Origin of the sequence: Arthrobacter sp. SAFR-044, from assembly GCF_051965175.1 — a bacterium.
In the GTDB taxonomy this organism is placed as follows: domain Bacteria; phylum Actinomycetota; class Actinomycetes; order Actinomycetales; family Micrococcaceae; genus Arthrobacter.
The window spans coordinates 883-23,197 of the sequence record NZ_JBQCMK010000014.1; the positions used below are offsets into that span (position 1 = coordinate 883).

A 22,315-nucleotide genomic window follows, 5' to 3' on the forward strand; every position below is an offset into this window, starting at 1 on the left:
CTGTGGACCTACCCGGGCCAGGGGAACGGCCTGTTCGGGTGGCGCATCAAGGTGGGCGATGGCTGGAACGTCATGACGGCCATCAGCGCGGCGGGTGACCTGACCGGAGACGGGGAGCCCGATCTCGTTGCCCGTGACACCAACGGGAGCCTGTGGACCTACCCGGGCCAGGGGAACGGCCTGTTCGGGTGGCGCATCAAGGTGGGCGATGGCTGGAACGTCATGACCGCCATCAGCTGATACAGGTGCACACAGTTATTTGAGGCGAGGCAACGTCAGTGAGCGCCTGAAGCAGTCGGGGATTTCTGTAGCAGCGCAGAAGCTATCGCCGGTGGCGGCCAAAACCGCCGCCGAGGGAGGGCTGGCTCCTGGATCTCCCGAGACCAGGAGCCAGCCCTCGGCGCAGCCCCGATGAAGACTGGATGGGCCCTCCCCAGCGAGGTGGCCACCGCCCGCAAGACGCCCCTAGCTAGCGGAAGCCGCGCGCGTTCAACCCGATCAGGTTAAGTACGTCCTTCTGCATGGCCAGTGCCGCCCCCTTCGGGCTGGACCGCCCGCCCTGCACAGTGACATCCCCGGCCTCCGGGCAGCTAAAAACCGCAGCCTTCTCCGGGCCGGCAATGGAGAAAAGCGGGTCAGCTGCTGAAACTTCTTCCAAGCGGACAGTAACCATCATGGGTCGCGCCAGGGAGGCGCCGGCCACCGCGCGCAAACGAAGTCCTGCCCCAGCGGCGGCCACCGCCCTGGCAGGCGTGGTGGAGCCGATCGGCTCCGCCTCCACGGCAATCCGGGAAACATCCCAGTTCCAGAGAAGCCCGGCGATCAGCCGTACCTTGGTGGCCGAGTCCTTCCCGGAAAGGTCTGCGGAAGGGTCTGCCTCCGCAATACCGCGGCGCTGTGCCTCCAGCACGGCGGACTCCAGCCCCGCGCCGCGGGAAAGCTCGTCCAGGATGAAGGTGGACGTGCCGTTGGGGCAGGCCCGGACGGCGTTGCAACCCATGCCCCTCACGGCAACACGGGCCATGTCCGCAGTGGGAAGCGCCGCTCCGGTGGCTCCGGAAATACGGATCCGGCTCCCACCTTCCCCGGCCGCACGTTCGAGGTCCCGCCAGTGGCTCAGGATGTGGCTCTTGGTGGCTGTCACCACATCCACGCCACCCCTCAGGGCAGCAAGCGCCTCCTGCAACGCGCGCGAGTGAGCTTCGGGCGAGGATGGCAGTGCCTGGACCAGGACGCCAGCCCGGGTAAGGGCCAGCGTCTCTTCAATGGACCGCACCGGCGCCCAGGAGGAGCGCCCCGGCACACCACCGCCGGGCGCAAGCAAGACTTCGGCCGCCCGGCCCCGGATGGCAGCAACCTGCAGCGGAGAAGCCTGCTCCTGGACAGCATCGGCAAAGGCGCGGCCCACGGCACCGAAGCCGGACAGAACCAGCCGCACGGGTTCCACCACCCCCCTACTTCTTCGTCATCCTGTACCGCTCGATCTGCCGCAACCGCCGCAGGAGGCTGTCGCGCCGCGGGTGCGGGACGGCGTCGGGCTCTTCCGCGGTGAGATCGATGTGTTTGGTGCCGTACTGCCAGAGCAGCAGGTCGTCCAGGAGCCGGTCCGGGCCGGGGGAGTAGCGGTGGTCCAGGGCCTTGCGGACCTCCGTGATCCGGTTGGCGCTGAGCAGTCCCGCCAGCTGCATGGTCTGGTTGAGCCCGTGCGCGGCGAGGAGCTCGGCCGCCCAGCCCCAGTCATCGTCCACCTTGCGGTCCACGTGCGGGAGCAGGGTCCGCCAGACGTCCCGGATCCGGTTGGGGGTGAGCGGGGCCGCGCCCTCGCCATCCATGTCCCAGAAGCTGCGCACTTCCTCGTAGCTTTCGTGCAGGTCAGCGAACGCCGTCTCCACGGTTTCCAGCATGGCCGCGGTGGCGGTGAACTGCCGGTCGAAGTGCGGCGTCCAGGCGCGCGGGTCCTCTGCCTTGAACCGGATGTCGTGCTCAATCTCGCTCCACGCGTGGGCGAAAATGGTGCGGATCTGGCACTCGAAGAAGTAGCTGCCGTTGGGCTGCAGATCCGGGTTGAAGACCTGCTGGTACTCCTTGACGGCTTCATTCTGGATGGTGCGCAGGATCAGGTGCCGGCTCGAATACCCGTAGGTGCCGGACTCGATGGAGCCGATGTCCTTTTCACGGTCGCCGCGGCAGTCGAAGAGCTGCCGCTGGCGCTTGATGATGTTGGCCACCGCGGCATTCTCCGCCGGCAGCTTGGTGATCACCCGGATGCCCACCATGTCATTAAGCGTGCGGAACGGGTCCGGAAACTTCAGGAGCCTCCGCCCGCCCGGCTCAAGCGGCTCCTCGGTGCGCGAGATCTTCTCTTTGAAGGATTCCACCGTCTTGGTGCGGCCCGTGACGAACAGCGGCGTGACCTCGCTGTCCTTCAGCATGTCCCGCAAAACCAGCAGGACATCACGGGTAACCAGCTTCAGGGCAGGCCGGACGCGCTCATAGATCTCCACGTTGTGCTGCACCGACTCACGCAGCGGTGCGTCCAGACTTTCCCAGTTACTCGCCATGGTCCCAGCTTACGGCGGGGGTATGACAGAACGACGGCGGCGCGGAGCCGGCTGGTCTCCCGGGGTGCCCCGCGCGATGCCCCTATCGCCAGGCCTCCCGACCCGGTGGGGCCTGGGACGCGAAAGGGGGCCCCGGGGGGAGGCCAAAGTGTTGACCCGCCGCGCGGGCGGGCCTAGATTCCTTCCCAACTGGGGGCAGCGGCCGTTGAGCCGCCGGCATCGGTCTGGTCGCCGCGAAGGCACACGACAATTCCCCTCCGGCGGCGTGAGCGTCGCTGCGGTGAGCAGGGACCCCCGCCGCCCGCACTTTCCAGGACTGCAACCATGACCAACCAGACGAAGACCCGCCGCATCGCCGCGGCAGCAGTGGCACTTATGGCGGCCGGTGCGGCCGGGATCAACGCGGCGCAGGCAGCACCCCAGGACAGCCCGGCCCGGTATGGGCACGGCGCCGCGGGAAGCGGCGACCCCTACTTTCCCTACGCGGGCAACGGCGGGTACGACGTCCTGCACTATGACCTGGCCCTGCAATACACTCTGCCGGCGGATCCGGCCGCACTCGCCGGGAAGCTCGCAGGGGAGGCAACCATTACCCTCCGCGCCACCCAGGACCTGGACAGCCTTAACTTCGACCTGCGCGGCCTTGCGGTGACGGCGGTGGAGGTGGACGGCAAGGACGTCAGCCACGGTGCGGGCCCTTCCGGCTGGACACAGGTGCAGGATGACGCCAACCGCACCTGGGAGCTCACCGTGGGACTCCGGACAAAACTGAAGGCAGGCCAGAAAACCACCATCACTGTCGACTACGGCGGGACCACGGGACGGCCGGAAGATACCACGGGGGCTCTCTACGGCTGGGTCACCACCGCTGACGGGGCCATGGTGGTCAACGAGCCCGATGGCGCGCCCACATGGTTTCCCGTAAATGATGACCCCGAAGACAAAGCCACCTACTCCTTCCACATCACGGTCCCGGAAGGGAAAACAGCGGTGGCCAATGGCCTGCCCGACGGCAAGCCCAAAACCAATGCCGGGTGGACAACGTGGACCTGGGAAGCGGCGGATCCGATGGCCAGCTACCTTGCAACGGCGAGCGTCGGTGACTACACCCTCACGTACGCCAAAGGACCCCACGGCCTGCCGATCATCAATGCGGTGGATGACGGCGTGGCAGGAGCCGAGCTGGAGAAAACCACCGCAGCCCTCGCACTGCAGCCCCAGATGATCACGTTCCTGTCCGGCCTGTTCGGACGGTACCCCTTCGAGGCTTTCGGCGCGGTTGTGGACGATGATTCCGTGGATTACGCCCTGGAGACCCAAACCCGGCCGCTCTATTCAGGGGCTGCCGATGAGGCCACCGTCGTCCATGAACTGGGACATCAGTGGTTCGGCAACGACGTCAGCCCGGCAGATTGGAAGGACATCTGGCTCAACGAGGGCTGGGCAACCTACATTGAGTGGCTGTGGGCCGACCATGCGGGCCACGCGACCGTGGCGCAGCAATTCGCGGACACCGTGGCGGAACTGGACAGCAAGAACCTCTGGGCGGTGAACATTGCCGATCCCGGCCGGGACAACCTCTTTGCGGCGGAGGTTTACAACCGGGGTGCCGCCGCCCTCCATGCCCTGCGAGCCAAGGTGGGGGACAAGGCGTTCTTTGCGGGAGCCAGCGATTGGCTGGACCGCTACAGCAACTCCTCGGCCACAACGGACGACTTTGAACAGGTGATGGAGGCGGCTTCCGGCCTGGAGCTTGACGCGTTCTTCAATGACTGGCTGCGGGAAGGGAACCGGCCGGCGATGCCGTAGTGGACCCGCGCACCACCAGCGACGTCTCCAGGGTGACGCCGCCGTGCCCCAGCGACTTCCCCTCCATGAGGCCGCGCAGCTGCTCGCCGGCCTTCTGGCCCAGGGCCGTGGCGGGCAGGTGCACACTGGTCAGGCCCGGATTGCTGGTGGCCGAATAGGGCAGATCGTCGAACCCGGCCACGGCCAGCTCCTCCGGGATCCGGATCCCTGCCACGCGCGCTTCCTGCAGCACCCCGTATGCGTGGGTGTCGGTGGCGCAGGCGACGGCGGTCACCCCCGCGCGCTGCCACTCCGGCCACGCTTCGGCGAACGCACCCGCAGCCGCACCGACGTCGATGGTGGTGCTGATAATGCGCTCCGGGCTTACGGAGATGCCGCGCGAGGCGGCCTCCTCCAGGAACGCCGCGCGCCGGACCGCGAACGTCTCGGTGCCGGTCACGCTGTCCACGTAGGCCGCTTCCCTGTGCCCTGCATTAGCCAGGTGCGCCGCCAGCTGGCGCGCCCCGCTGGCCACATCAAGGTTCACGGAGGGCGCGTAGGACTCCAGCCCCGGCGCATCAAGCAGGACAAGGGGCGACGGCGACGCGAGGTCTTCGAGGAACCGTGCGTTGGGTGCGTCCACCAGCAGCCCCGCCGGGCGGAGGGACATCAGCCGCCGGACGTCGTCGGCCTCCGGAAACTCGCCGGCCTCGGTGACGGACAGCAGCAGCTGGTACTGCGGGCCCAGCGATTCCCGCACACCTGCGATCACCTTGGCGAAGAACGGGTTGGAGATATCCGGCGCCACCAGGATCACGATCGAGCTGACGCCCTTGGCCAGGGAACTGCCGATCCCGTCCACCACGTACCCCAGCTCCGCAATGGCCTCCCGCACCCGGGAAATGTTGTCCTCGGCCACGCGGCCGGCCGTCTTGCCGTTGGCCACCAGCGACACCGTGGCCACCGAAACGCCGGCCCGCGCGGCGACCATCGCCGCCGTCACCCGCCGCGGCCGTGGCCGTTGCTGCTGCACCTGTTCCCCGGAATCCATACTTTGATCGTAGTAGGCACCGGCGCACACAGGTCCCGGCCCCGAAAGGCTTGCAAGGCGAGCAGCGTTCCCTTCCTTGTCGCATATGGCATCAAGCGTTTGACGTGCGGCAACAGCGGACGTCACGTTAAGCGCTTGACGTGCACCGCAAAACCCTGCCATGATCACTCGCGGAAGACTTAGAACCCCTGCCGTGAGGCAGGGCCCCAATGACGTGGAGCACCATCGTGGAACCAAATCCCCGGACCAGCACCAGCGAGCCCCGGAAGAACCAGCCTGAACCCCGGAAGATCATCCTGGACTGCGACCCCGGCCACGATGACGCCGTGGCCCTGCTGCTGGCACACGGCAACCCCAACATCGAACTGCTGGCCGTCACCACGGTGGTGGGCAACCAGACCCTCGAAAAAGTCACCCGCAACGCCCTGGCCGTCGGCACCATCGCCGGCATCACCGGCGTCCCCTTCGCCGCCGGCTGCCCCCGCCCGCTGGTCCGCAGCATCGAAACCGCACCGGACATCCACGGCGAGTCCGGCATGGACGGCCCCGCCCTCCCTGAGTCCACCATCGAGCTGGACCCGCGCCACGCCGTCGACCTCATCATCGACACCGTCATGGCGCACGAGCCCGGCACCGTCACCCTGGTCCCCACCGCCGGCCTGACCAACATCGCCCTGGCTGCCCGCAAGGAACCGCGCATCGTGGAACGCGTCAGGGAATTGGTCCTCATGGGCGGCGGCTACCACGTGGGCAACTGGAGCGCCGTGGCCGAATTCAACATCATCATCGACCCCGAAGCCGCGCACATCGTCTTCAACGAAAAGTGGCCCGTGGTGATGGTGGGCCTGGACCTCACCCACCAGGCGCTGGCCACCCCGGAGGTAGTGGAGAAGATCGCCGCCATCGGCACCGGCCCGGCGAAATTCGTCACCGAGCTGATGGACTTCTTCGCCCACACCTACAAGGACGCCCAGGGCTTCGACTACCCGCCGGTCCACGATCCCTGCGCCGTCGCGTACGTCATCGACCCCAGCATCGTCAGCACCCGCAAGGTCCCCGTCAACATCGAACTCCAGGGCACGCTGACCCTGGGCATGACCGTGGCGGACTTCCGCGCCCCGGCCCCCGCCGACTGCCACACCAGCGTGGCCGTGGACCTGGACCACGCACGGTTCTGGGACCTCGTCACCGACGCACTGGTCCGCATCGGCGAGCCCGGCACCGGCGACAAAAACAGCAACACCCAAGCGGACGACGGCGACCCGCGCCGAGGCGCGGCGCCCACCCAAGGCAACACGGCCGACGTCGTACGCCCGGAAAGTGCCTCCCTCACCACCGGAGGGGTCAAGTAGATGGCCACCGCAACCATGACTGAAACCAAGACCGGCCGCGGCAACATCGCCGCCCTCATGACCGCCCTGCTGGCCGCCTGCGTGGCGTTCCAGCTCAACGCCTCCATGCTCAGCCCCGCCCTGGTGACCATGGGCCGGGAACTCAAGGCGGACCAGGCCCTGATCGGGCTCTCGCAGACCTGGTTCTTCACCGCCGCCGCGCTGTTCTCCCTGTTCCTGCCGCGCCTGAGCGACATCATCGGCCGCAAGAAGGTCCTGGTGGGCATGATGCTGCTCATGGCCGTGGGCTCCGTCATCGCCGCGCTCGCGCCGGACATCACGTGGCTGTTCGTGGGCCGCATCATCCAGGGCGTCAGCGGACCCACCGTCCCGCTCTGCCTGATCATGCTGCGCTCCGCCGTCAGCAACCCGCGCAAGTACGGCACCCTGATGGGCCTTATTACTGCCGTCAACGGCGGCGTGGCCGGTGTGGACTCGTTCGTGGGCGGCTACTTCGCCGAGCACTTCGGCTTCCGCAGCATCTTCTGGCTGATGGTGGTCCTGGCCGTCGCGGCCACCGCCCTCATCATGTTCCTCGCCACCGAGAGCAAGCCCGGCGCCGGCACCCGCATGGACTGGCGGGGCGTGTTCTTCATCGTGGTGGCCGTGGGGGCCCTGCTGACCGCGCTGAACGAGGCCGCCAAGCTTGTGGCCGGCTTCGACTCCGGCACGCTCATGCTGAGCCTCGCCCTGGTGCTGGTGTCCGCCGTCGCGTTCTTCGCGTTCTGGCGCACCGAACAGCGCGCCGCCCAGCCCATGGTGGAAACCGTGCACCTGCGCCAGCGCGCAACCTGGGCCCCGCTGCTCACCACCACCCTGACCATGACCGGCATCTTCGCCGTGATCAACGGCATCGTGCCCGCCTACGTCCAGGCCGCCTCGCCGGGGTTCGGCGTGGGACCCACCGAGATGTCGCTGATCATCCTTACTCCGTACGCCCTGCTGGGCTGGCTGGTGGGCCCGCTCAGCGGCAGGCTGGCACCCGTCCTCGGGTACACCAAGGTGCTGCGGATCGGGCTGCTGGGCAGCATCGCCGCGCTCGCCGTCATCGCGTTCCTGGGCCTGCACAGCCTGCCGATGATGATCGCCGGAACAGTCTTGCTGGGCATCATGTACGCCGGTACGGTCAACATCATGCTCAATGGACTCGGCGTTGTCCTCTCGCCCACCGGCAACCCCGGCTTTCTTCCCGGCATGAACGCGGGCGCCTTCAACCTGGGCGCAGGGCTGAGTTTCCTGATCCTGCCCGCCGTGCTGGTGGCGACGTCGGCGTTCGGCGACGCGACGGCGTCATACCTCACCGTCGTGGTGGTTGGCCTGGCCCTGACCGTGGCAGCGTTTGCGGCGTCGCTGCTGATCCCCAAGCCGGTTGAGGCCGAGGTGGCACCGTGAGTGCTGCCGCCGCTTCTGGCCGGATCGTCGTCGTCGGCTCCCTGAACGCGGACCTCACCATCTACTGCGAGCGGCTTCCGCAGCCCGGCGAAACCGTGCAGGGCAACGGGTTCGCCGTGAATCCCGGCGGCAAGAGCGCCAACCAGGCCGTGGCCGCAGCGCGGCTGGGCGGCCACGTCAGCCTGGTGGGTGCGGTGGGGGAGGACGCCAACGGCAACATGCTCGAGGCCTCGGTGGCCGGCGCAGGCGTGGACGTCAGCCACGTGCGCACGTCCAGCGAGCCCACTGGTGTCGCCGTGATCGCCGTGGACGCCCGCGGCGAGAACAACATCATCATCTCGGCCGGCGCCAACGGCACCCTGTCCCCGGCGGACGTGGCCGGCGCGGCGGAGGTCCTTGAGGGGGCCGCCGTGGTGAGCCTCTGCCTGGAGGTCAGCATGGACACGGTGCTGGCTGCTGCCCAGGCAGGGCACGACGCCGGCGCCACGGTTCTGCTGAACCTGTCGCCTTACGCGGAGGTTCCGTCAGCCCTGGCCGGGTTGGCGGACGTCCTGCTGGTCAACGCGCATGAGGCCGCGCTGTTCCTGGCTTCTGCCATTCCCGGGGCGGAGGCTCCGGCCGGGGAGTGGGACGCGGTGCGGGAGCGGTTTGCCGGCCGGGGGATCCGGCAGGTGCTGGTGACGCTGGGTTCGCGGGGGTCCGTGGTGCTGGATTCGCTGGCTTCTCCCGGCGCCCGGGTGACCCGCGTCCAGCCCACCACGGTGGGGGCCGTGGACACCACCGGCGCGGGCGACGCCTTCACCGGAGCAGTTGCCGTCCGGCTGGCAGCGGGTGATGCGCTGGCGGATGCTGCCGCGTTCGCCTCCGTTGCCGCGGCGCTGGCGACCACCCGCAAAGGGACGCAGGCGGCGTATCCGGAAGCGGCCGACGTCGAACGCCGCCTCGGTACGCCCTAACCGCATCAACTGCCCGCCGACCCACCCATCGATTGCTCCGTAATTGTCGTTTTCGCGCGTGAAAACGACAATTACGGAGCAACGGATGGGTTTAGGTAAGCGCGTCCAGGGTCACCCCGGTGTGTTGCGCGAGCTGCGTGAGCAGGGCGTCCTGGAACTGGGGGTCGTTGGCAGCCGGGTGCGGGGCCTGCCGGTGCTGGTGGTACCAGTAGCCGCCGCTGGACAATGCTTCGGGGTCATCACTGGTGGCCAGCCACTCCTGCGTGCGGTGGCCCAGTTCCAGGCTGTCCGGAGCCGACCGGCCGCCCATCCGGGTGGGCACCCAGCCGGGATCCACCGCGTTGCTGGCGACGCCCGGCACCAGCCGGGCCACCGCAGCCGACAGCGCAGTGACGTGCAGCTTGGTGGTGGAGTAGGAGGCCGTCGTCGTGCGCCCTGTCCAGTCCAGGCCGTCCAAACCGGTGTCGCCGCCCCGGTGCATGCCGCTGCTCAGGTAGATGAGCCGGCCGGGGCCGGGGATGAGTGCCGTCAGGAGGTACGGGGCCACGACGTTCACCGGTAGCAGCGCCGTGCCGCTGAGGACGCCGGCGTTGTGGATGACGGCATCGATCCCGCCGATCCCGTTGACGTCCTCCGCGATCTGCCGGACCTCGGCCAGGACGGCGAGATCTCCGACAACGCATTTTGCCCCGCGGTCCAGCAGGTGCTGTACTGCGGGGACCCGCAGGGAGGACCGCGCGTGCACGATGACGTCGTGGCCGTCCTGCAGCAGCGTGTCTGCAGTTGCGAGGCCAAGCCCGTCGGTGGATCCGGTGATGAAGACGCGTGCCATTCGCGGCCCTTCCTGGTAGCTGGGTTCTCCTTACGCTACCCGTGGCGCTCCCGCGGTCCAGTCCCTGCCTCGCCGGGACTGGATCAGCCGCGCTTCCTGCCCAGGATCAGTGCCAGCAGTCCTCCGAAGGCCAGGAACAGCAGCCCGACCACCAGCAGTCCGCTGTTGACGCCGGTGTCGGCCAGGGTCTTGGACTCAGAGGCGCTGGCCACTGCCGGTGCGGCGGTCCCGGCCGCTGCCGGGACGCGGGTACTGCCGGCAAACGGCTGGACAACGTAAGAGGCGGCACCGCCCGGGAAGGGCGCGGTGTGGTCAGCGGCATGGGCGGCTGCGCCGTTGGCAGCCAGAAGGCCGCCTGCGATGACGGCGCTGAGCAGGCATCCACGGATAGTGCGGTGCATCATTTGGAGTTCTCCTGAAAGTTGGTTCGGGCCTACTGCTTAGCCCGGGGATTGGCTCATTCGCGCTGGGCGGGAAGGGGCCTCAACTAGTCAGGAGATGATCCGGGGTCGAAGGACACCGGTGCCGGGGCAGTGCTCGAACCGCCCTTGATGGCGGCTGTGCGGGCCGCCGGGACCTGCAGGTCATGGACGCTGAGCCATGCGGGAACGGCGGTAACACCACCGCCGGACGCGCTGCTGGCGCCGGTGGCACCCGGAACGATAGGCGTCGGATCAGCCGGCCCGTGGAACGGCCGGCTTTGCGGATCCGCTCCCGACGCCAGCGGAGTCCCGGCAGCGGGCCTTATCCGGGGGTCGCACGCCGGGCCGTGGCTGTAGAACGATTGGCGGGGCGCGGGAATCTCGTGGAGGGACTGCACGGCAGCCGGTGCAGCGCCGGTGGTCCCGGCCGCGAGTTCAGCTGGCTGTGCAGGCACGCCATCACTGGCCGACGGAACGTCAGCACCGGCCGGGAGCGGCGGCGCCGCCGTCGTAAGCCCGGGGGTAACGGGAACGACGGTCCCCACGGTTTCGCCCATAACGCCATCCACAGTGCCAACGGCCGGATCCACCACCGTCGCCACGGCTCCTGCCGGCACTACCGTACTGACCACCGGAACAGCCTGCAGCGCGTCGTCGGCCGAGGCGCTGACATCCTCCACCACCGGGCGGAGGGGCGGCAATGCGGCAGGTGGCGGAGTGGCCGGAGCGCTTACCGGTCCGGATTCCGCTGGCGCCAGGACGTCAGTGGCCCGATGGGTGACGGTGGTGACCGATGCCACCGCGGCCTGGCCGGGCACCGGAAGCGGGCCACCGGGAGGGGAGGAATCAGCGGACGCTCCCGCGGCGGACAAGGCAATCCACGATGCGGCTGCCGCCACGGCGAGCAAAAGGAGGCGGAGAAAAGCCCAAACAGTGAGTTTTGACTTCATCCAGAACGCCTCCCCCAGGCTCACCTGCAACAATGCTGCCCACCATAAGCACAGCCGTACGGCAGAGTCCAACCACTTCAAGAACGCAATCAGCAGGAAGCGGTCGGATGTTTGCGCTGCTCAGGCCGCGTCTGTCGGGGCGGCGCGGTGGTCGATGCCGGCGGTCAGGCTGTCGATGCGGTCCATGGCTTCATTGAGTTGCTCGACGGCGGCCCACAAGTCCGGATGCTGCTGACGGACCTGCTCCAACGTGGCCCCGGTGGACCGAAGGGACCCGAGATCGAAACTGACATTCGTGCGGGCACCGGCCACGGCAGCGCGGAGGGCACCGAACGCGACCACGACGTCCGCGACCAGCGCACGGTTGCCGTTGATGGCCAGCCAGGCGAGGTCATCGACGGCTCCGATGGCGCGCTCGCCAAGGACAGCAGAGGACGCCGCGGCCTCCACGGATGCCCGGCGGATCGCCTCGTCCCGTTCCTCGCCCGGGTCCAGGCGGAAGGCGGCACCGAAAGCCTTGGAGGCGGATGCATCGTCATCTGCCAGGCGCAGGGCTTCCCGGCGCAGCGCCTGGGCCCGCGTCCGAATCCCGGCCGGCTCCCCGCCGTCGTCCTCCCCGTCGCCGCTGTAACCGGCGACCATCGACGTCAGCGACGCCGCCACCGCCAGCATCAGGCCGGTCCCCGCGCCACCACCTGGCGACCCCGTGGACTCCGCCAGCGCGCGTGTCCACTCCTCAACAGTGGATTCCTGGGTGGTTACTTCAGCCTCTTCCATGCCAGGAACCGTGCCCACAACGGCCACCGGCTAAACGGAAACGGCGGCAATGCCCACACTGGCCCAGTTATGCCGGCGGGACCTTGGGAAATCCAAGGTCCCGCCGCCGGCTGCCGTCCAAAAGTGGGCCAGTCTGACACCGTGGCCACGGCGCCCGCCTGTAGTGTCGGCAGGGTGCAACGCCACCGCTATGACTACGGCCAGGACCCCAGCCAGTGGGGCGAGCTTTTCCTACCGGATCTTCCGGCCGGCGGTAAACACCGGGGCGTGGTGGTGGTGATCCACGGCGGCTACTGGCGCTCCACGTACGGGGCCGAGCTTGGGGAGCCGCTGGCCAGAGACCTCGCGGAACACGGCATGGCCGCCTGGAACCTGGAGTACCGCCGTGCCGGCAACGGCGGCGGCTGGCCGGGCACGTTCCAGGACATCCTGGCAGGCATCGACAAGCTTGCCGCGCTCGCAGGGCCGCACTCGCTGGACCTGGGTAGGGTGGTGGCGCTGGGGCACTCGGCCGGCGGCCACTTGGCGGTGTGGGCCGCGGGCCGGAACCGGTTGGACCGGCTTGGGGCGGCGGAAGCCCGCGAGGTGGAGAACGGGGCCGACGGCGTGCGCCTCACCGGGGTGGTGAGCCAGTCCGGCGTGCTCAACCTGGCCGAGGCCGAAAGGCTGCGCCTCAGCAACGGTGCGGTGGGCAATCTGCTGGGCGGGCCGCCGTCGGACTTCCCGGGGCGCCACCGCATGGCCGACCCCATGGTGGCGCTGCCCCTGGACGTTCCCGTCTACGCCGTCCACACAACCGAAGATGAGGATGTTCCCCTGGTCATGTCCACGACCTACGTGGACGCAAGCCGTTCCGGGCCCGTCCCGGCGCAGCTGGTCACGGTACCGGGGGACCATTTCGCACTGATCGATCCCGCCGCGGAAGCGTATGTGTCGTGCCGGGAACTGGTGCGGCAGCTGCTGCACTGACACGAACTGCTGACGCCGCCGTCTTTCTGGCAGAGTATGACCATGCTCACAGTGATCGGCGAAGGCCTTGTTGACGTTGTCCAGCGCGCCTCGGGAATTGAGGCCCACGTGGGCGGAGGTCCCCTGAATGTCGCAGTTGGCCTGGCCCGGCTCGACCACCCGGTGCAGTTCATCGGCCGTTACGGCCGGGACGCGTACGGCGACTCGGTGGCCGCGCACCTGCGCGCGAGTTCGGTCATGCTGCCGCTGCCCCCGGACGAGTTGCCCACCAGCGTGGCCACCGCACTGATTGACGACGACGGCGCCGCCACCTACACGTTCGACCTCGCCTGGGCGCTGCCGCACCTGGCAGACCGGCTTGGCTTCATGCTGCAGGGAACCACCCTGGTGCATACCGGTTCCATTGCCACGATGCTGGTGCCCGGTGCCACCGAGGTGCTGGCCGCCGTCGAATACGCGCACCCGTCCGCCACCATCAGCTTTGACCCCAACTGCCGGCCCAGCATCATCAGGGACGTGGACTTCGCCCGGGAGCAGGCTGAAAAGTTTGTCACGTTGTCCGACGTGGTCAAGGCCTCGGATGAGGACCTGGCCTGGCTTTACCCGGGACAGGACGTGCTGGATTCGGCCCGTAAGTGGCTGGCGCTGGGCGGGGAAGAAGGTCCGGCGATGGTGGTGGTCACCCGCGGTGCGGACGGGCCGTGGGGTGTGTGCCGTGCCGGGGAAGCATCCGTGGCCGCCCCAAAGGTGGAGGTGGCGGACACCGTGGGGGCGGGGGATTCCTTCATGGCGGCGCTGCTGTCAGGCCTGGTGGACCGGGAGCTGGACGGCGCCCAGAACCGGCAGGACCTGCGCGATCTTCCTGTCGAGGGCCTGACTGAACTTTTGGCACACGCCGCCTGCGCCGCCGCTGTCACGGTGTCCCGCCCGGGCGCCAACCCGCCCACCCGGGAGGAGCTGCACGGGGCCGCGTTAAAGGAGGGTTAGGCGCTCGTCAAAGCTGCGGGACGCAGGGTCCGCTGCCCAGCAGGGCCAGACCGGCCCGGTCGCCGTCGGCGAGGTCCAGAACACCCATGTTTTCGGAGTGCATCAGTTGGGTTGGATCATCGACGTGGTCCAGGCCCAGCACGTGTCCGAGCTCGTGCATGATGATGGCGCGCACCTCCGCCGCGCCGTCCGGCCTGCTCGCCATGATGCCGGCAAGATCAGGAGCATCAAGGCGCACCTGGCCGGCTTCGAGGATCAGGGGCTGCCCGGCGGCCTCCACGTAGCCGCTGCCGCCAAGGCCGGCAACATTTCCTGCAAGGCCGGGCGTCTCAACGGGTGTTGACCAGGCGATGAGCACCGGCACCCACCGCTTTCCGTAGCGGTCAGGCTGGAAGGCTGACCGGTCATCAGACGGCGCTTCCGTGGTTGGTCCATCATCGACAAACTGCAGGCCGGATGCTTGGGAGACTGCCGCCACTGCTTCCCGGACCAGGACATCACCACCCGGCAACGCGTTGTCCGGCCGGACAGCGTAATGGACCGGGCGGCACGGATCGTACGCGACCAGCCGCTGGCCTTCTTTCGGCGACTCCTGCAGCACAAAGGCGGTAGAGCCCGTGCTTGCGGGTGGTGTGCCCAACGGCGCGGCAGCTGCTTCGTATCCCGGCGGCGGCATCTTCGCCCCGGGCAGGTATGGAGCCAAGACAGGAAGAACCATGCGGTCGAAGAGCGCCGGTGTGAAGTACAGGCAGGCCACCAGGGCGATCCCCAACACCGCGCTGAACCGTACCGACCGCTTGGGCTGGCGCCGTAGTTTCCTTGGCCGGCGGCGGAACCTCTTGCGGCCGGGCTGAGGAGGTTCCGTATTGCGCCACGGCGCGGGCGCCTCAGTGTTACCCAATGCTTCATCAATGGCCCACTGAGGGATCCGTCCGGTTGGGGAACGGCGGACATTTGCCGGCAGAAAGCCCGGTGTATCCGACAACTGATCCCTGTCTGTCCCAAAACCGTGCACCGGCATCCCCCAGTCTTTCGCAGCCCGCCGAAGGGCAACCCCCTCAGCCTATTGGCGCGCTGCCCACCCTTGGCGCGGGAAAGGCGCAGGATTTAGGCAAGAAAGGCGGCCCGCGGCAAATCGATTGCTCCGTAATTGTCGTTATGAGGGGTCAAAACGACATCTACGGAGCAATCGATGAGGCTTTACTCCTTGCCGAGCCCGGCGGCCGAGGTGATTCCGTTCGAGACACTGTTGAGGGCCCGCAGGTCGAAGATCCCGTTGATGTCGGCCTGCTTGGTGGTGCCGGCGGCCACGCCGTCGGCCAGGAGCTTCTGGTAGGTTCCGGCCAGCGGGTCAACGGTGAAGACGATGTTCTTCAGGGAGCGGTCGATGACATCCGCCTTCAGTTCGGCGCCGGCTGCTTCCTTGAGGGCTGCATTGATGACGGTGGCCTTGTCGCCAACTGAAGCGCTGTTGAGCCATTCGACGGACTTCGCGTGGCCCTTCAGGAGTGCCTTGACGGTGTCCGGGTGGTCTGCCGCGAACTTTTGGTTGACGATCAGGATGGTGGTGGGGAACTCGCCCGGCTTGCCGGACAGCGAGCCGTCCCAGAGGTCCTTTTCGTCCACCAGCACCTTCGCGCCGGCATTCAGCACCAGGCGTGACGCCCACGGCTCAGGCAGCCACGCGCCGTCGAGCTTTCCGTCCTGGAACAATTTGAGCGTCTGGGCGTTCTCCGTGGGGTTGATGGCGACGTCGCCGCTGCCGTCCACGCTGGTCTTGTAGCCCTGGGATGAGAGCCATGCGCGCAGGGCCACGTCCTGGGTGCCGCCCAACTGCGGGGAAGCGAGCGTCTTGCCCTTGAGGTCGGCGGCGGAGCTGATTTCCGGCTTGACCACCAGTTGCGCCCCACCGGCTGCGGCGCCGGCGATGATGTTGATCGACTGGCCCTGGCTCTTGACGAAGGAGTTGATGGCCGGGTTGGGACCAATGTAGGTGGCGTCGATGGCACCTGCGTTCAGGGCTTCGATGGCTGCGGGGCCGGCATTGAAAACCTGGGTGCTGAGCCTGGTGCTCCCAAGCTCGTCGGCGATGAAACCCTTGTTGACGCCTACCAGTGCGGGGGCGTGCGTGACGTTTCCAAAATAGCCGAGCTTCAGCTCGGCGGCGGGGCTGCCGGAAGGAGCAGTGTCCTGCGCGGGGGCCGGGGTGCCGCTGTTGACGGAGGAGGCGACGGCGGCGCCCCCGCCAAGGAGGGCCAGGACGGCGGCCGCGATGCCGATCTTGAGGCCGACGGGGCGCGTGGGCCTGGCTGACTGGCCGGCGACGATGCGGGTGGAGCCGTGCGCGTTCTGGGGATTGCTGTCCTGCGGGTTTGCCATGGGGAATCCTTTGCTGGGCCGATGTTGAGACGAGATTACGGAGCACCCGGAAACCCCACAATCGATGCTGTAGCAGGCGTTCACAGGGCGTCGCGAACGCTCAACACGGCGTAGCGGGACGTCACCACCCGTCGCAGGACGTCTTGATTCAGGGCCGAAATGTGCCCGGGTAACCGCCGGGGTGTTCAGTACCCGCCACCCTGATTTGCCTGCCGCGTTGGTGGGTACGTGCACCGCATGGGGACTTTGTAAAACTAGTCAAGGAGACTCTCATGTTGCTTTGGATCGCCATTATCATCGCTGTTCTCTGGCTTCTCGGCCTGCTCGCAAACATCGGCGGCGGGCTCATCCACATCCTTTTGGTCGTCGCAGTGGTCGTCCTGATCTTCCACTTCATCCAAAACAGGTCCCGAGCCTAGACAGGTCCCGCCTCCAGGAAAGAGGCCGCGCCTTCAGCCGGCGGCGGGGCCTCTTTCAGGCCGCCTTTACCAACGGGAGTTCGTCCCAGTGCGTGGTGTACCGGGGCGAGCGCATGTCCCGTTTCATGGTCCAGTCCAGGCCGGACCTGATCCCTGCGTGCCCCAGTCCGATCGAGCCACGGCCGAAGCGACGGCTCACGTCCTCCAGCAGCGGCCCGATGCCGCGTTCCTCATGCGGGTTTTCGAACGGCTCCAGCGGCGGCTGGTTTCCGGTGGGCCGCAGGTCGGTGAGCATGAGGCCTGCCTTGGCATACCGGAGTCCTTCCCGGATGTGGGGCAACAGTGTGTGCGCGGCTTTGGTGAGCAGCAACGGATCCGCCGTGGGCATGGGCAGTGAGACGCACACCGAGGGGTAGGACTGTTCGTTATCCCGGAAGGGGGACGTGGCAGCGAACGCCGTCAGGACCTTTGCCTGCAGCCTATGCTTTGAGAGCCTGGCGCTCGCCTGCTGCCCGTAGACGCTGAGCACCTCCCGAAGCCCGGCGACGGTGGTCACAGGAGTGGCAAAAGAGCGGGAGAAGATCAGCTGGTCGCGGCCAATCCGCTCTTCCTCCATGGGAATGCAGGGCGTGCCGCGCAGTTCCAGGACGGTGCGCATCACCACCACCGAAAACTTGTCCCTGATCATCACCGGATCCGCCCCAACAAGGTCCTTGGCAGTGAAGATTCCCAGCACGTTGAGCCGCTTTGTCAGCCGCCCGGCAATGCCCCAGATCTCGTCCACCGGCAGCCGGGCCATCAAACCCTCCCGCACCTCCGCCGGAACGGATTCCCACAGGCAGACTCCGCCGAAGGCGGGATTGTTCTTGGCCCACTTGTTGCACAGTTTTGCCAAGGTCTTGGTGGGTGCGATGCCCACGCACACGGGAACGCCCACATGCCGCCGTACTGCCTCTTTCATCCTGCAGCCCAGGGCCAACAGCTCTCCCGGGCCGCCCTTCACGCCCAGGAATGCCTCGTCAATGCTGTATATCTCCAGCCAGGCGGAGTACCTGCCCAGCAGCTCCATCACCCGGGCGCTGATGTCCCCGTACAGCTCATAGTTGCTGGATTTTGCCACCAGGCCCCACTCCTTGGCCCGGGGCGCGAGCTTGAACCACGGTTCGCCGGTGGTGATGCCAAGTGCCTTCGCTTCCGGGGAACGGGTCACCGCACAGCCGTCATTGTTGGACAGCACTACCAGCGGGCGCCCCTCCAGTGAGGGGTCGAATGCGCGCTCGGCGGAGGCATAGAAGCAGTTGACGTCCACGTGCGCGATCTGCGGCATCCGCCGCATGGGGACAGGCTTAGCCACAGCACTTCCCACCCATTGTGGCCCTCAAACGTGGTGCAGGCATCTGGTGGCGACACCCCAGATGGTCAGCTCGGACAGCGCGGGAACATGGATGTCCGGGTACTTGGGGTTCTCGGCCTGCAGCACCACGCCCGTGGGGGTGATGCGGAGGCGCTTCACGGTCAGTTCCCCGTCCAGCACGGCGATCACCACGGAGCCGTCCTTGGGCTCAAGGGCGCGGTTGACGATCAGTTCGTCTCCGTCGCTGATGCCTGCACCCTCCATGGAAATCCCCGTGACGCGGACCACGAAGGTGCTAGTGATGTCCTTGATCAGGTGCGCGTTGAGATCGATCCTGCCGTCGAAGTAGTCCTGTGCCGGAGACGGAAAACCCGCCGCCACCGCCACCGGCGAGATCAGCACCGAGAACAAAGAGGCGCCCGCGTCTATCACGCGGGGACCGACAATAACGCCCACAACACACCTTTATTCGAAAATATGTTTCCTTCAGCCTTCGGCTGGATGTCTTTGACGTAGCCTACGGGTGGCCTACGACAGTCACGCCCGGCTTCGCGGAGTGTTATCTGGAGTGTTGTCCACGAGTTCACGGTTCAGTCAATTGGGCCTGTTAGACCGGATGCCATCACACGAACCTGCTTCCAAGGAGCCGCGATGCCCTGGTCCGTTCAGCGAGTGCTTCAGCGCGATGGCGGGGAGTCGTGGACCGTCACCGATCCCTCATACGATGTTGTGGCTCCGGTCGACCGTTTCCTGACCCATTTGGACGCGGTTGATCGGTCACCTGGGACTGTTAGGTCTTATGCCTTCGACCTGCGAGACTTTTTCACCTTCCTTGAACGGTGCCAGGTCCAGTGGCGTGACGTGCAGCTGGAGGACCTTGGCCGCTTCGCTAACTGGCTGCAGTTGGCTCCCAGTGAGAGAGGGGGACAAATGCGGCGGCTGGCCGTTGGGGCGCAGCATTGTTCGGCCGCGACGATCAATCGCAAGCTTTCCGCCGTCGGGTCGTTCTACCGGTTCCATCATCAGCATGGGGAGGTCTTGGAGTTCCCGGCGCTGACGAACCGTCATGGCGGCGGAAGATCATGGAAACCGTTGCTTGCGCATCTGGGCGGCCCGGGGCGGCCGGGGAAGGAATTGAAGCGGCGGGTGCCGGCTAGAACGCCACGAATGCTCACCCCAGAACAGGTATCGGCGGTTCTGGAGGCCTGCGACCACCTGCGGGACAGGTTGCTGTTCGCCCTCTTGGCCGGGACGGGAATGCGGATCGGTGAAGCGCTTGGCCTTCGTCACAGTGACCTGGATTCTGCGGAGTGCCTCGTGAAGGTCCGTTTCCGGCAGAACGCCAATAACGCCAGGGCAAAAACTGGTGACCGCGACATTCCCATCCAGCCCGGCCTGGTGCGGCTGTTCGCGGACTACTTGTTCGAGGAGTACGGGACACTGGATTGCGACTACGTTTTCGTGAATCTTTGGGCCGAGCCCGTGGGCCGTCCCATGACCTACCAGGGTGTCCTTGATCTGGTCGCCCGCCTGCGTGCCCGCACAGGTTTCCACTTCACGCCGCACCAGTTCCGCCACACCTATGCCACAGACTTGCTTCGCAGCAACGTCCCATCGGAGGTCGTCCAGAAGCTTCTGGGCCACTCATCCGTCGCTACTACGATCGACACGTACTCACATATTGACGTCCAGCACCTGCGGAAGGCGCTGGCTGCGGCAGGGTGGGTTCCTCAACGCCCGGAGACCAGCAATGAATCCCCTTCCTGGAACAGGGCACAAGATGAACCCGCCTAGAACAAGGGGCGTCTCTGCCGGCCCCGGTGACGCCCTGCCACGCATGCGCGTCGCCCTATCACCACGCTTCGACGCCGCAGTGATAGTCCTTGATGACCCGGAACTGACGGCAAATTTGTACCCGATCTGCAGCATCGACGGGTGCGCCCGGTTCCTTAGCACCAGACAGCTCTGCCAGACGCACCTCGGCCGGTGGAACAAGCTCGGCCAACCCACACTCGATGAATTCAGGACCATGTCGGGCCCCAAGACCAATCCTGAAAAAATCGACCTCACCGGCCTGCCAGAAAGGCTCCGGGTCGAGCTGGCCTTATCACTTCAACTGTTGGCATCCAGCCCACGGAACGGCCGACGCTTCCGGTTACAAGACCTACGCGACCTGATCAAAGTTCTGAGGCAACTGGAGGCCGGGTCATTGCTCACGGAGCTGCCCTTAGAAAGCGCCGAAATCCAGAAGGGTTCCAAGGAAATGCGACGGGCGCACGCTGCCCTGCACGCGGCACTGGAACACTTCCTGGAACCGCCTAATGCGTCCTCCGAGTTCGAACGCGATGCCTGGCGGCTCGAGATCATGGGCTTCCGAGGCCGGACCGGCCAGCAGGGCATATTGCGGTTCGGCACCATCCCGCAGCCGTGGCTAAAGATGCTTGCCAAGCGTTTCATGCGGTGGCGGATCTCAACAAGCACGAGCTACTCCCAACTCAACCGGGACATGACAGCCCTTCACCGCCTGGCTGACGCTTTCACCGAACATGCCGGCGCCAAGGGAACGGTGCAGAATTTCACCAGAGAAAGCATCGAGGTCTACCTCAACCTCCTGCTTCGGCTCCGCCTGAGCCCGGCTAGCCGCAGCTACTCGCTCAGCTCAACAGCCCTGTTCCTCCGCGCTATCCGCGAAAACAACTGGCAACCAGACCTGCCGCCATCTGCCGCAATCCGTTCCAGCGACCACCCCCGCCGCACTGCAGCTCTTCCCCGGGCGCTCCCGGAATTCATCATGGCCCAGATTGAAGACACCAAGGCTCTCGCGCAACTGGAGCAACCGCACCGGCTAATGATGCAGATACTTACCCGCACCGGCCTACGCCTTTCCGACACCTACCGTCTGGAAATCGACTGCCTCCTCAGCGACCACCAGAACGCCCCCTACCTGCGCTACTTCAACCACAAAATGTCCCGCGAAGCGACCCTGCCAATCGACGACGAACTCGCCGCCGCGATCACCGAGCAGACCAAGGCCGTGCGAGCAGTCCTGCCGGACGCGCGCTACCTGGCCCCCGCCCCCAACTCCAAAACCGGCGATCGGCCGTGGAACCCCGGAACCGCCGCCGGCCACATCCAGACCTGGCAGAGGACAATCGGACTCCACGATGAGCAAGGCCGTCCGTTCCGCTTCACCGCTCATCAGCTCCGACACACATATGCGACTCGACTCATCAACGCCGACGTCCCGCAGGAAGTGGTCCGCCGACTCCTCGACCACGAATCGCACGAAATGACCGCCCGATATGCCCGGCTAAAGGACGAAACAGTCCGCCGTCACTGGGAACAAGCCAGGAAAATCACGATTCACGGCGAGATCATGAACCCATCGGAGGATGCCGCAATCAACGATGCAGCCTGGATGAAGGAAAACCTGGGCCGGGTCACCATGGCCCTACCAAACGGCTACTGCGGTCTGCCACTGCAACAGGCCTGTCCCCACGCCAATGCCTGTCTAACATGCCCGGTCTTCGTCACCACCCCCGACTTCCTTTCCGATCACCTCGACCATTTACGCTCCACGAAAAGACTCATCGCCCAAGCTGAATCGGCAGGACAAACCCGCGTCGTGGAGATGAACAGCCAAGTCGCGACCAACCTGCAAAACATCATCGACACCATCCAAAGCACCGGGGAGCGAAGCAACATCGATGCGAACTGACAACAGCCAGCACCTCCTGGCAGCCACGCGGCGTCGATCCGACAGGGCGCGTCAACAAGTGGAGGAAGCACTCAAACAACTCGGGCAAACCACACAACCCGTGACCATCAGTGAACTGGCGAGAAGATCAGGCGTTTCACGCTCGTGGTTATACACACAACCGGACCTGCTGGAGCAGTTCCAACAAAGGAAAGTACCCGCCAAAATGGCCCCAACGGGACCAGATGTTCGCGCATCCGAGGCATCAATCCAGCGGCGCCTCGAGCTCGCCCACAAACGAATCCGACAACTGACCGACGAAAACAAACGCCTGGAGGAGCGGCTGGCACGAGCACACGGCGCCTTGCGCGAAGCCCGACATTGACGCCT

At 66.5% G+C, this 22,315-nt stretch carries 21 protein-coding genes and 1 pseudogene; 11 read left to right on the forward strand and 11 right to left on the reverse strand.

What is annotated here, in order from left to right; translation table 11 throughout:
• Positions 1 to 240 (forward strand): annotated as a pseudogene (locus tag ACTHQS_RS17930) (S8 family serine peptidase); the annotation flags it as partial.
• Positions 241 to 469: 229 nt separating this feature from the next.
• Here ACTHQS_RS17930 and ACTHQS_RS17935 read toward each other — a convergent pair.
• Together ACTHQS_RS17935 and ACTHQS_RS17940 are read right to left on the reverse strand one after the other, a co-directional pair.
• Entirely contained in the window at positions 470 to 1,450 is a 981-nt protein-coding gene (locus tag ACTHQS_RS17935) for a hypothetical protein (RefSeq protein WP_440171600.1), read from the reverse strand.
• Between the two features lie 4 nt (positions 1,451 to 1,454).
• Entirely contained in the window at positions 1,455 to 2,561 is a 1,107-nt protein-coding gene (locus ACTHQS_RS17940; protein WP_440171602.1) for a GTP pyrophosphokinase, read from the reverse strand.
• A gap of 324 nt (positions 2,562 to 2,885) precedes the next feature.
• Here ACTHQS_RS17940 and ACTHQS_RS17945 point away from each other — a divergent pair, with 324 nt between their 5' ends.
• Complete coding sequence (locus tag ACTHQS_RS17945) at positions 2,886 to 4,370, forward strand: M1 family metallopeptidase (RefSeq protein ID WP_440171604.1); 1,485 nt, start codon at positions 2,886 to 2,888, stop codon at positions 4,368 to 4,370.
• Here the strand turns inward: ACTHQS_RS17945 and ACTHQS_RS17950 are convergent.
• Complete coding sequence (locus tag ACTHQS_RS17950) at positions 4,327 to 5,340, reverse strand: LacI family DNA-binding transcriptional regulator (protein ID WP_440171797.1); 1,014 nt, start codon at positions 5,338 to 5,340, stop codon at positions 4,327 to 4,329. The genes ACTHQS_RS17945 and ACTHQS_RS17950 overlap by 44 nt on opposite strands.
• Positions 5,341 to 5,609: 269 nt before the next feature.
• Between ACTHQS_RS17950 and uriH the strand changes: the two genes are divergently transcribed.
• The 3 genes from uriH to ACTHQS_RS17965 are packed head-to-tail and all read left to right on the forward strand — an operon-like array spanning position 5,610 to position 9,139.
• Entirely contained in the window at positions 5,610 to 6,752 is a 1,143-nt protein-coding gene (gene uriH, locus ACTHQS_RS17955; protein ID WP_440171606.1) for a uridine-preferring nucleoside hydrolase UriH, read from the forward strand.
• Positions 6,753 to 8,183 carry a uridine transporter UriT gene (gene uriT, locus ACTHQS_RS17960; RefSeq protein ID WP_440171608.1) on the forward strand — a complete coding sequence of 477 codons (1,431 nt, stop codon included), beginning with the start codon at positions 6,753 to 6,755 and terminating at the stop codon, positions 8,181 to 8,183.
• On the forward strand, positions 8,180 to 9,139 hold the full coding sequence (locus ACTHQS_RS17965) for a ribokinase (protein ID WP_440171610.1): 960 nt from the start codon (positions 8,180 to 8,182) through the stop codon (positions 9,137 to 9,139). The genes uriT and ACTHQS_RS17965 overlap by 4 nt, the downstream gene beginning before the upstream one ends.
• A gap of 91 nt (positions 9,140 to 9,230) precedes the next feature.
• Here the strand turns inward: ACTHQS_RS17965 and ACTHQS_RS17970 are convergent, their stop codons facing one another.
• From ACTHQS_RS17970 to ACTHQS_RS17985, 4 genes are all read right to left on the reverse strand, one after another.
• Positions 9,231 to 9,971: an SDR family NAD(P)-dependent oxidoreductase gene (locus ACTHQS_RS17970; protein WP_440171612.1), complete on the reverse strand. Its 741-nt coding sequence runs from the start codon at positions 9,969 to 9,971 to the stop codon at positions 9,231 to 9,233.
• 83 nt (positions 9,972 to 10,054) lie between these two features.
• Positions 10,055 to 10,375, reverse strand: a complete 321-nt coding sequence (locus ACTHQS_RS17975; RefSeq protein WP_440171614.1) for a hypothetical protein — start codon at positions 10,373 to 10,375, stop codon at positions 10,055 to 10,057.
• 83 nt (positions 10,376 to 10,458) lie between these two features.
• Positions 10,459 to 11,343 (reverse strand): hypothetical protein, encoded by an 885-nt coding sequence (locus ACTHQS_RS17980; protein ID WP_440171616.1) that lies wholly within the window; start codon positions 11,341 to 11,343, stop codon positions 10,459 to 10,461.
• 120 nt (positions 11,344 to 11,463) lie between these two features.
• Entirely contained in the window at positions 11,464 to 12,120 is a 657-nt protein-coding gene (locus tag ACTHQS_RS17985) for a cyclodeaminase/cyclohydrolase family protein (protein WP_440171618.1), read from the reverse strand.
• A 174-nt stretch (positions 12,121 to 12,294) separates the two neighbouring features.
• On the opposite strand from ACTHQS_RS17985, the gene ACTHQS_RS17990 reads away from it, so the two are divergent.
• On the forward strand, positions 12,295 to 13,089 hold the full coding sequence (locus ACTHQS_RS17990) for an alpha/beta hydrolase (RefSeq protein WP_440171620.1): 795 nt from the start codon (positions 12,295 to 12,297) through the stop codon (positions 13,087 to 13,089).
• A gap of 36 nt (positions 13,090 to 13,125) precedes the next feature.
• Positions 13,126 to 14,076, forward strand: coding sequence for a carbohydrate kinase family protein (locus tag ACTHQS_RS17995; protein WP_440171622.1), 951 nt, complete (start codon positions 13,126 to 13,128; stop codon positions 14,074 to 14,076).
• A gap of 7 nt (positions 14,077 to 14,083) precedes the next feature.
• On the opposite strand, the gene ACTHQS_RS18000 is transcribed toward ACTHQS_RS17995, so the two are convergent.
• Complete coding sequence (locus tag ACTHQS_RS18000; protein WP_440171624.1) at positions 14,084 to 14,851, reverse strand: matrixin family metalloprotease; 768 nt, start codon at positions 14,849 to 14,851, stop codon at positions 14,084 to 14,086.
• 425 nt (positions 14,852 to 15,276) lie between these two features.
• On the reverse strand, positions 15,277 to 16,455 hold the full coding sequence (locus tag ACTHQS_RS18005; RefSeq protein WP_440171626.1) for an ABC transporter substrate-binding protein: 1,179 nt from the start codon (positions 16,453 to 16,455) through the stop codon (positions 15,277 to 15,279).
• Between the two features lie 272 nt (positions 16,456 to 16,727).
• On the opposite strand from ACTHQS_RS18005, the gene ACTHQS_RS18010 reads away from it, so the two are divergent.
• Positions 16,728 to 16,874, forward strand: a complete 147-nt coding sequence (locus ACTHQS_RS18010) for a lmo0937 family membrane protein (RefSeq protein ID WP_440171627.1) — start codon at positions 16,728 to 16,730, stop codon at positions 16,872 to 16,874.
• 55 nt (positions 16,875 to 16,929) lie between these two features.
• Here ACTHQS_RS18010 and ACTHQS_RS18015 read toward each other — a convergent pair whose 3' ends face one another.
• Positions 16,930 to 18,210 (reverse strand): Y-family DNA polymerase, encoded by a 1,281-nt coding sequence (locus ACTHQS_RS18015; RefSeq protein ID WP_440171799.1) that lies wholly within the window; start codon positions 18,208 to 18,210, stop codon positions 16,930 to 16,932.
• A gap of 42 nt (positions 18,211 to 18,252) precedes the next feature.
• Positions 18,253 to 18,684, reverse strand: coding sequence for a LexA family protein (locus ACTHQS_RS18020; protein WP_440171628.1), 432 nt, complete (start codon positions 18,682 to 18,684; stop codon positions 18,253 to 18,255).
• A gap of 195 nt (positions 18,685 to 18,879) precedes the next feature.
• Here ACTHQS_RS18020 and ACTHQS_RS18025 point away from each other — a divergent pair, with 195 nt between their 5' ends.
• Genes ACTHQS_RS18025 through ACTHQS_RS18035 form a run of 3 tightly spaced genes read left to right on the forward strand, consistent with a single transcriptional unit; the run spans position 18,880 to position 22,310 of the window.
• The gene (locus tag ACTHQS_RS18025; protein WP_440171630.1) at positions 18,880 to 20,022 is read left to right on the forward strand and encodes a tyrosine-type recombinase/integrase; all 1,143 of its coding nucleotides are present in this window, start codon (positions 18,880 to 18,882) and stop codon (positions 20,020 to 20,022) included.
• Positions 20,023 to 20,065: 43 nt separating this feature from the next.
• Positions 20,066 to 21,946: a tyrosine-type recombinase/integrase gene (locus ACTHQS_RS18030; RefSeq protein WP_440171632.1), complete on the forward strand. Its 1,881-nt coding sequence runs from the start codon at positions 20,066 to 20,068 to the stop codon at positions 21,944 to 21,946.
• The gene (locus ACTHQS_RS18035; protein WP_440171634.1) at positions 21,936 to 22,310 is read left to right on the forward strand and encodes a DUF6262 family protein; all 375 of its coding nucleotides are present in this window, start codon (positions 21,936 to 21,938) and stop codon (positions 22,308 to 22,310) included. Before ACTHQS_RS18030 ends, ACTHQS_RS18035 begins: the two co-directional genes overlap by 11 nt.
• Positions 22,311 to 22,315: the final 5 nt, after the last annotated feature.

What these genes read in the sequence shown, in the direction of transcription:
- ACTHQS_RS18035 (WP_440171634.1), top strand. Translation starts at nt 21,936, where the DNA reads ATGCGAACTGACAACAGCCAGCACCTCCTGGCAGCCACGCGGCGTCGA.
- ACTHQS_RS18010 (WP_440171627.1), top strand. Translation starts at nt 16,728, where the DNA reads ATGTTGCTTTGGATCGCCATTATCATCGCTGTTCTCTGGCTTCTCGGC.
- ACTHQS_RS17950 (WP_440171797.1), bottom strand. Translation starts at nt 5,340, where the DNA reads ATGGTCGCCGCGCGGGCCGGCGTTTCGGTGGCCACGGTGTCGCTGGTG.
- ACTHQS_RS17980 (WP_440171616.1), bottom strand. Translation starts at nt 11,343, where the DNA reads ATGAAGTCAAAACTCACTGTTTGGGCTTTTCTCCGCCTCCTTTTGCTC.
- uriT (WP_440171608.1), top strand. Translation starts at nt 6,753, where the DNA reads ATGGCCACCGCAACCATGACTGAAACCAAGACCGGCCGCGGCAACATC.
- ACTHQS_RS18030 (WP_440171632.1), top strand. Translation starts at nt 20,066, where the DNA reads ATGCGCGTCGCCCTATCACCACGCTTCGACGCCGCAGTGATAGTCCTT.
- ACTHQS_RS17945 (WP_440171604.1), top strand. Translation starts at nt 2,886, where the DNA reads ATGACCAACCAGACGAAGACCCGCCGCATCGCCGCGGCAGCAGTGGCA.
- ACTHQS_RS17940 (WP_440171602.1), bottom strand. Translation starts at nt 2,561, where the DNA reads ATGGCGAGTAACTGGGAAAGTCTGGACGCACCGCTGCGTGAGTCGGTG.
- ACTHQS_RS17970 (WP_440171612.1), bottom strand. Translation starts at nt 9,971, where the DNA reads ATGGCACGCGTCTTCATCACCGGATCCACCGACGGGCTTGGCCTCGCA.
- ACTHQS_RS17995 (WP_440171622.1), top strand. Translation starts at nt 13,126, where the DNA reads ATGACCATGCTCACAGTGATCGGCGAAGGCCTTGTTGACGTTGTCCAG.
- uriH (WP_440171606.1), top strand. Translation starts at nt 5,610, where the DNA reads ATGACGTGGAGCACCATCGTGGAACCAAATCCCCGGACCAGCACCAGC.
- ACTHQS_RS18025 (WP_440171630.1), top strand. Translation starts at nt 18,880, where the DNA reads ATGCCCTGGTCCGTTCAGCGAGTGCTTCAGCGCGATGGCGGGGAGTCG.
- ACTHQS_RS17985 (WP_440171618.1), bottom strand. Translation starts at nt 12,120, where the DNA reads ATGGAAGAGGCTGAAGTAACCACCCAGGAATCCACTGTTGAGGAGTGG.
- ACTHQS_RS17975 (WP_440171614.1), bottom strand. Translation starts at nt 10,375, where the DNA reads ATGATGCACCGCACTATCCGTGGATGCCTGCTCAGCGCCGTCATCGCA.
- ACTHQS_RS18015 (WP_440171799.1), bottom strand. Translation starts at nt 18,210, where the DNA reads ATGCGGCGGATGCCGCAGATCGCGCACGTGGACGTCAACTGCTTCTAT.
- ACTHQS_RS18005 (WP_440171626.1), bottom strand. Translation starts at nt 16,455, where the DNA reads ATGGCAAACCCGCAGGACAGCAATCCCCAGAACGCGCACGGCTCCACC.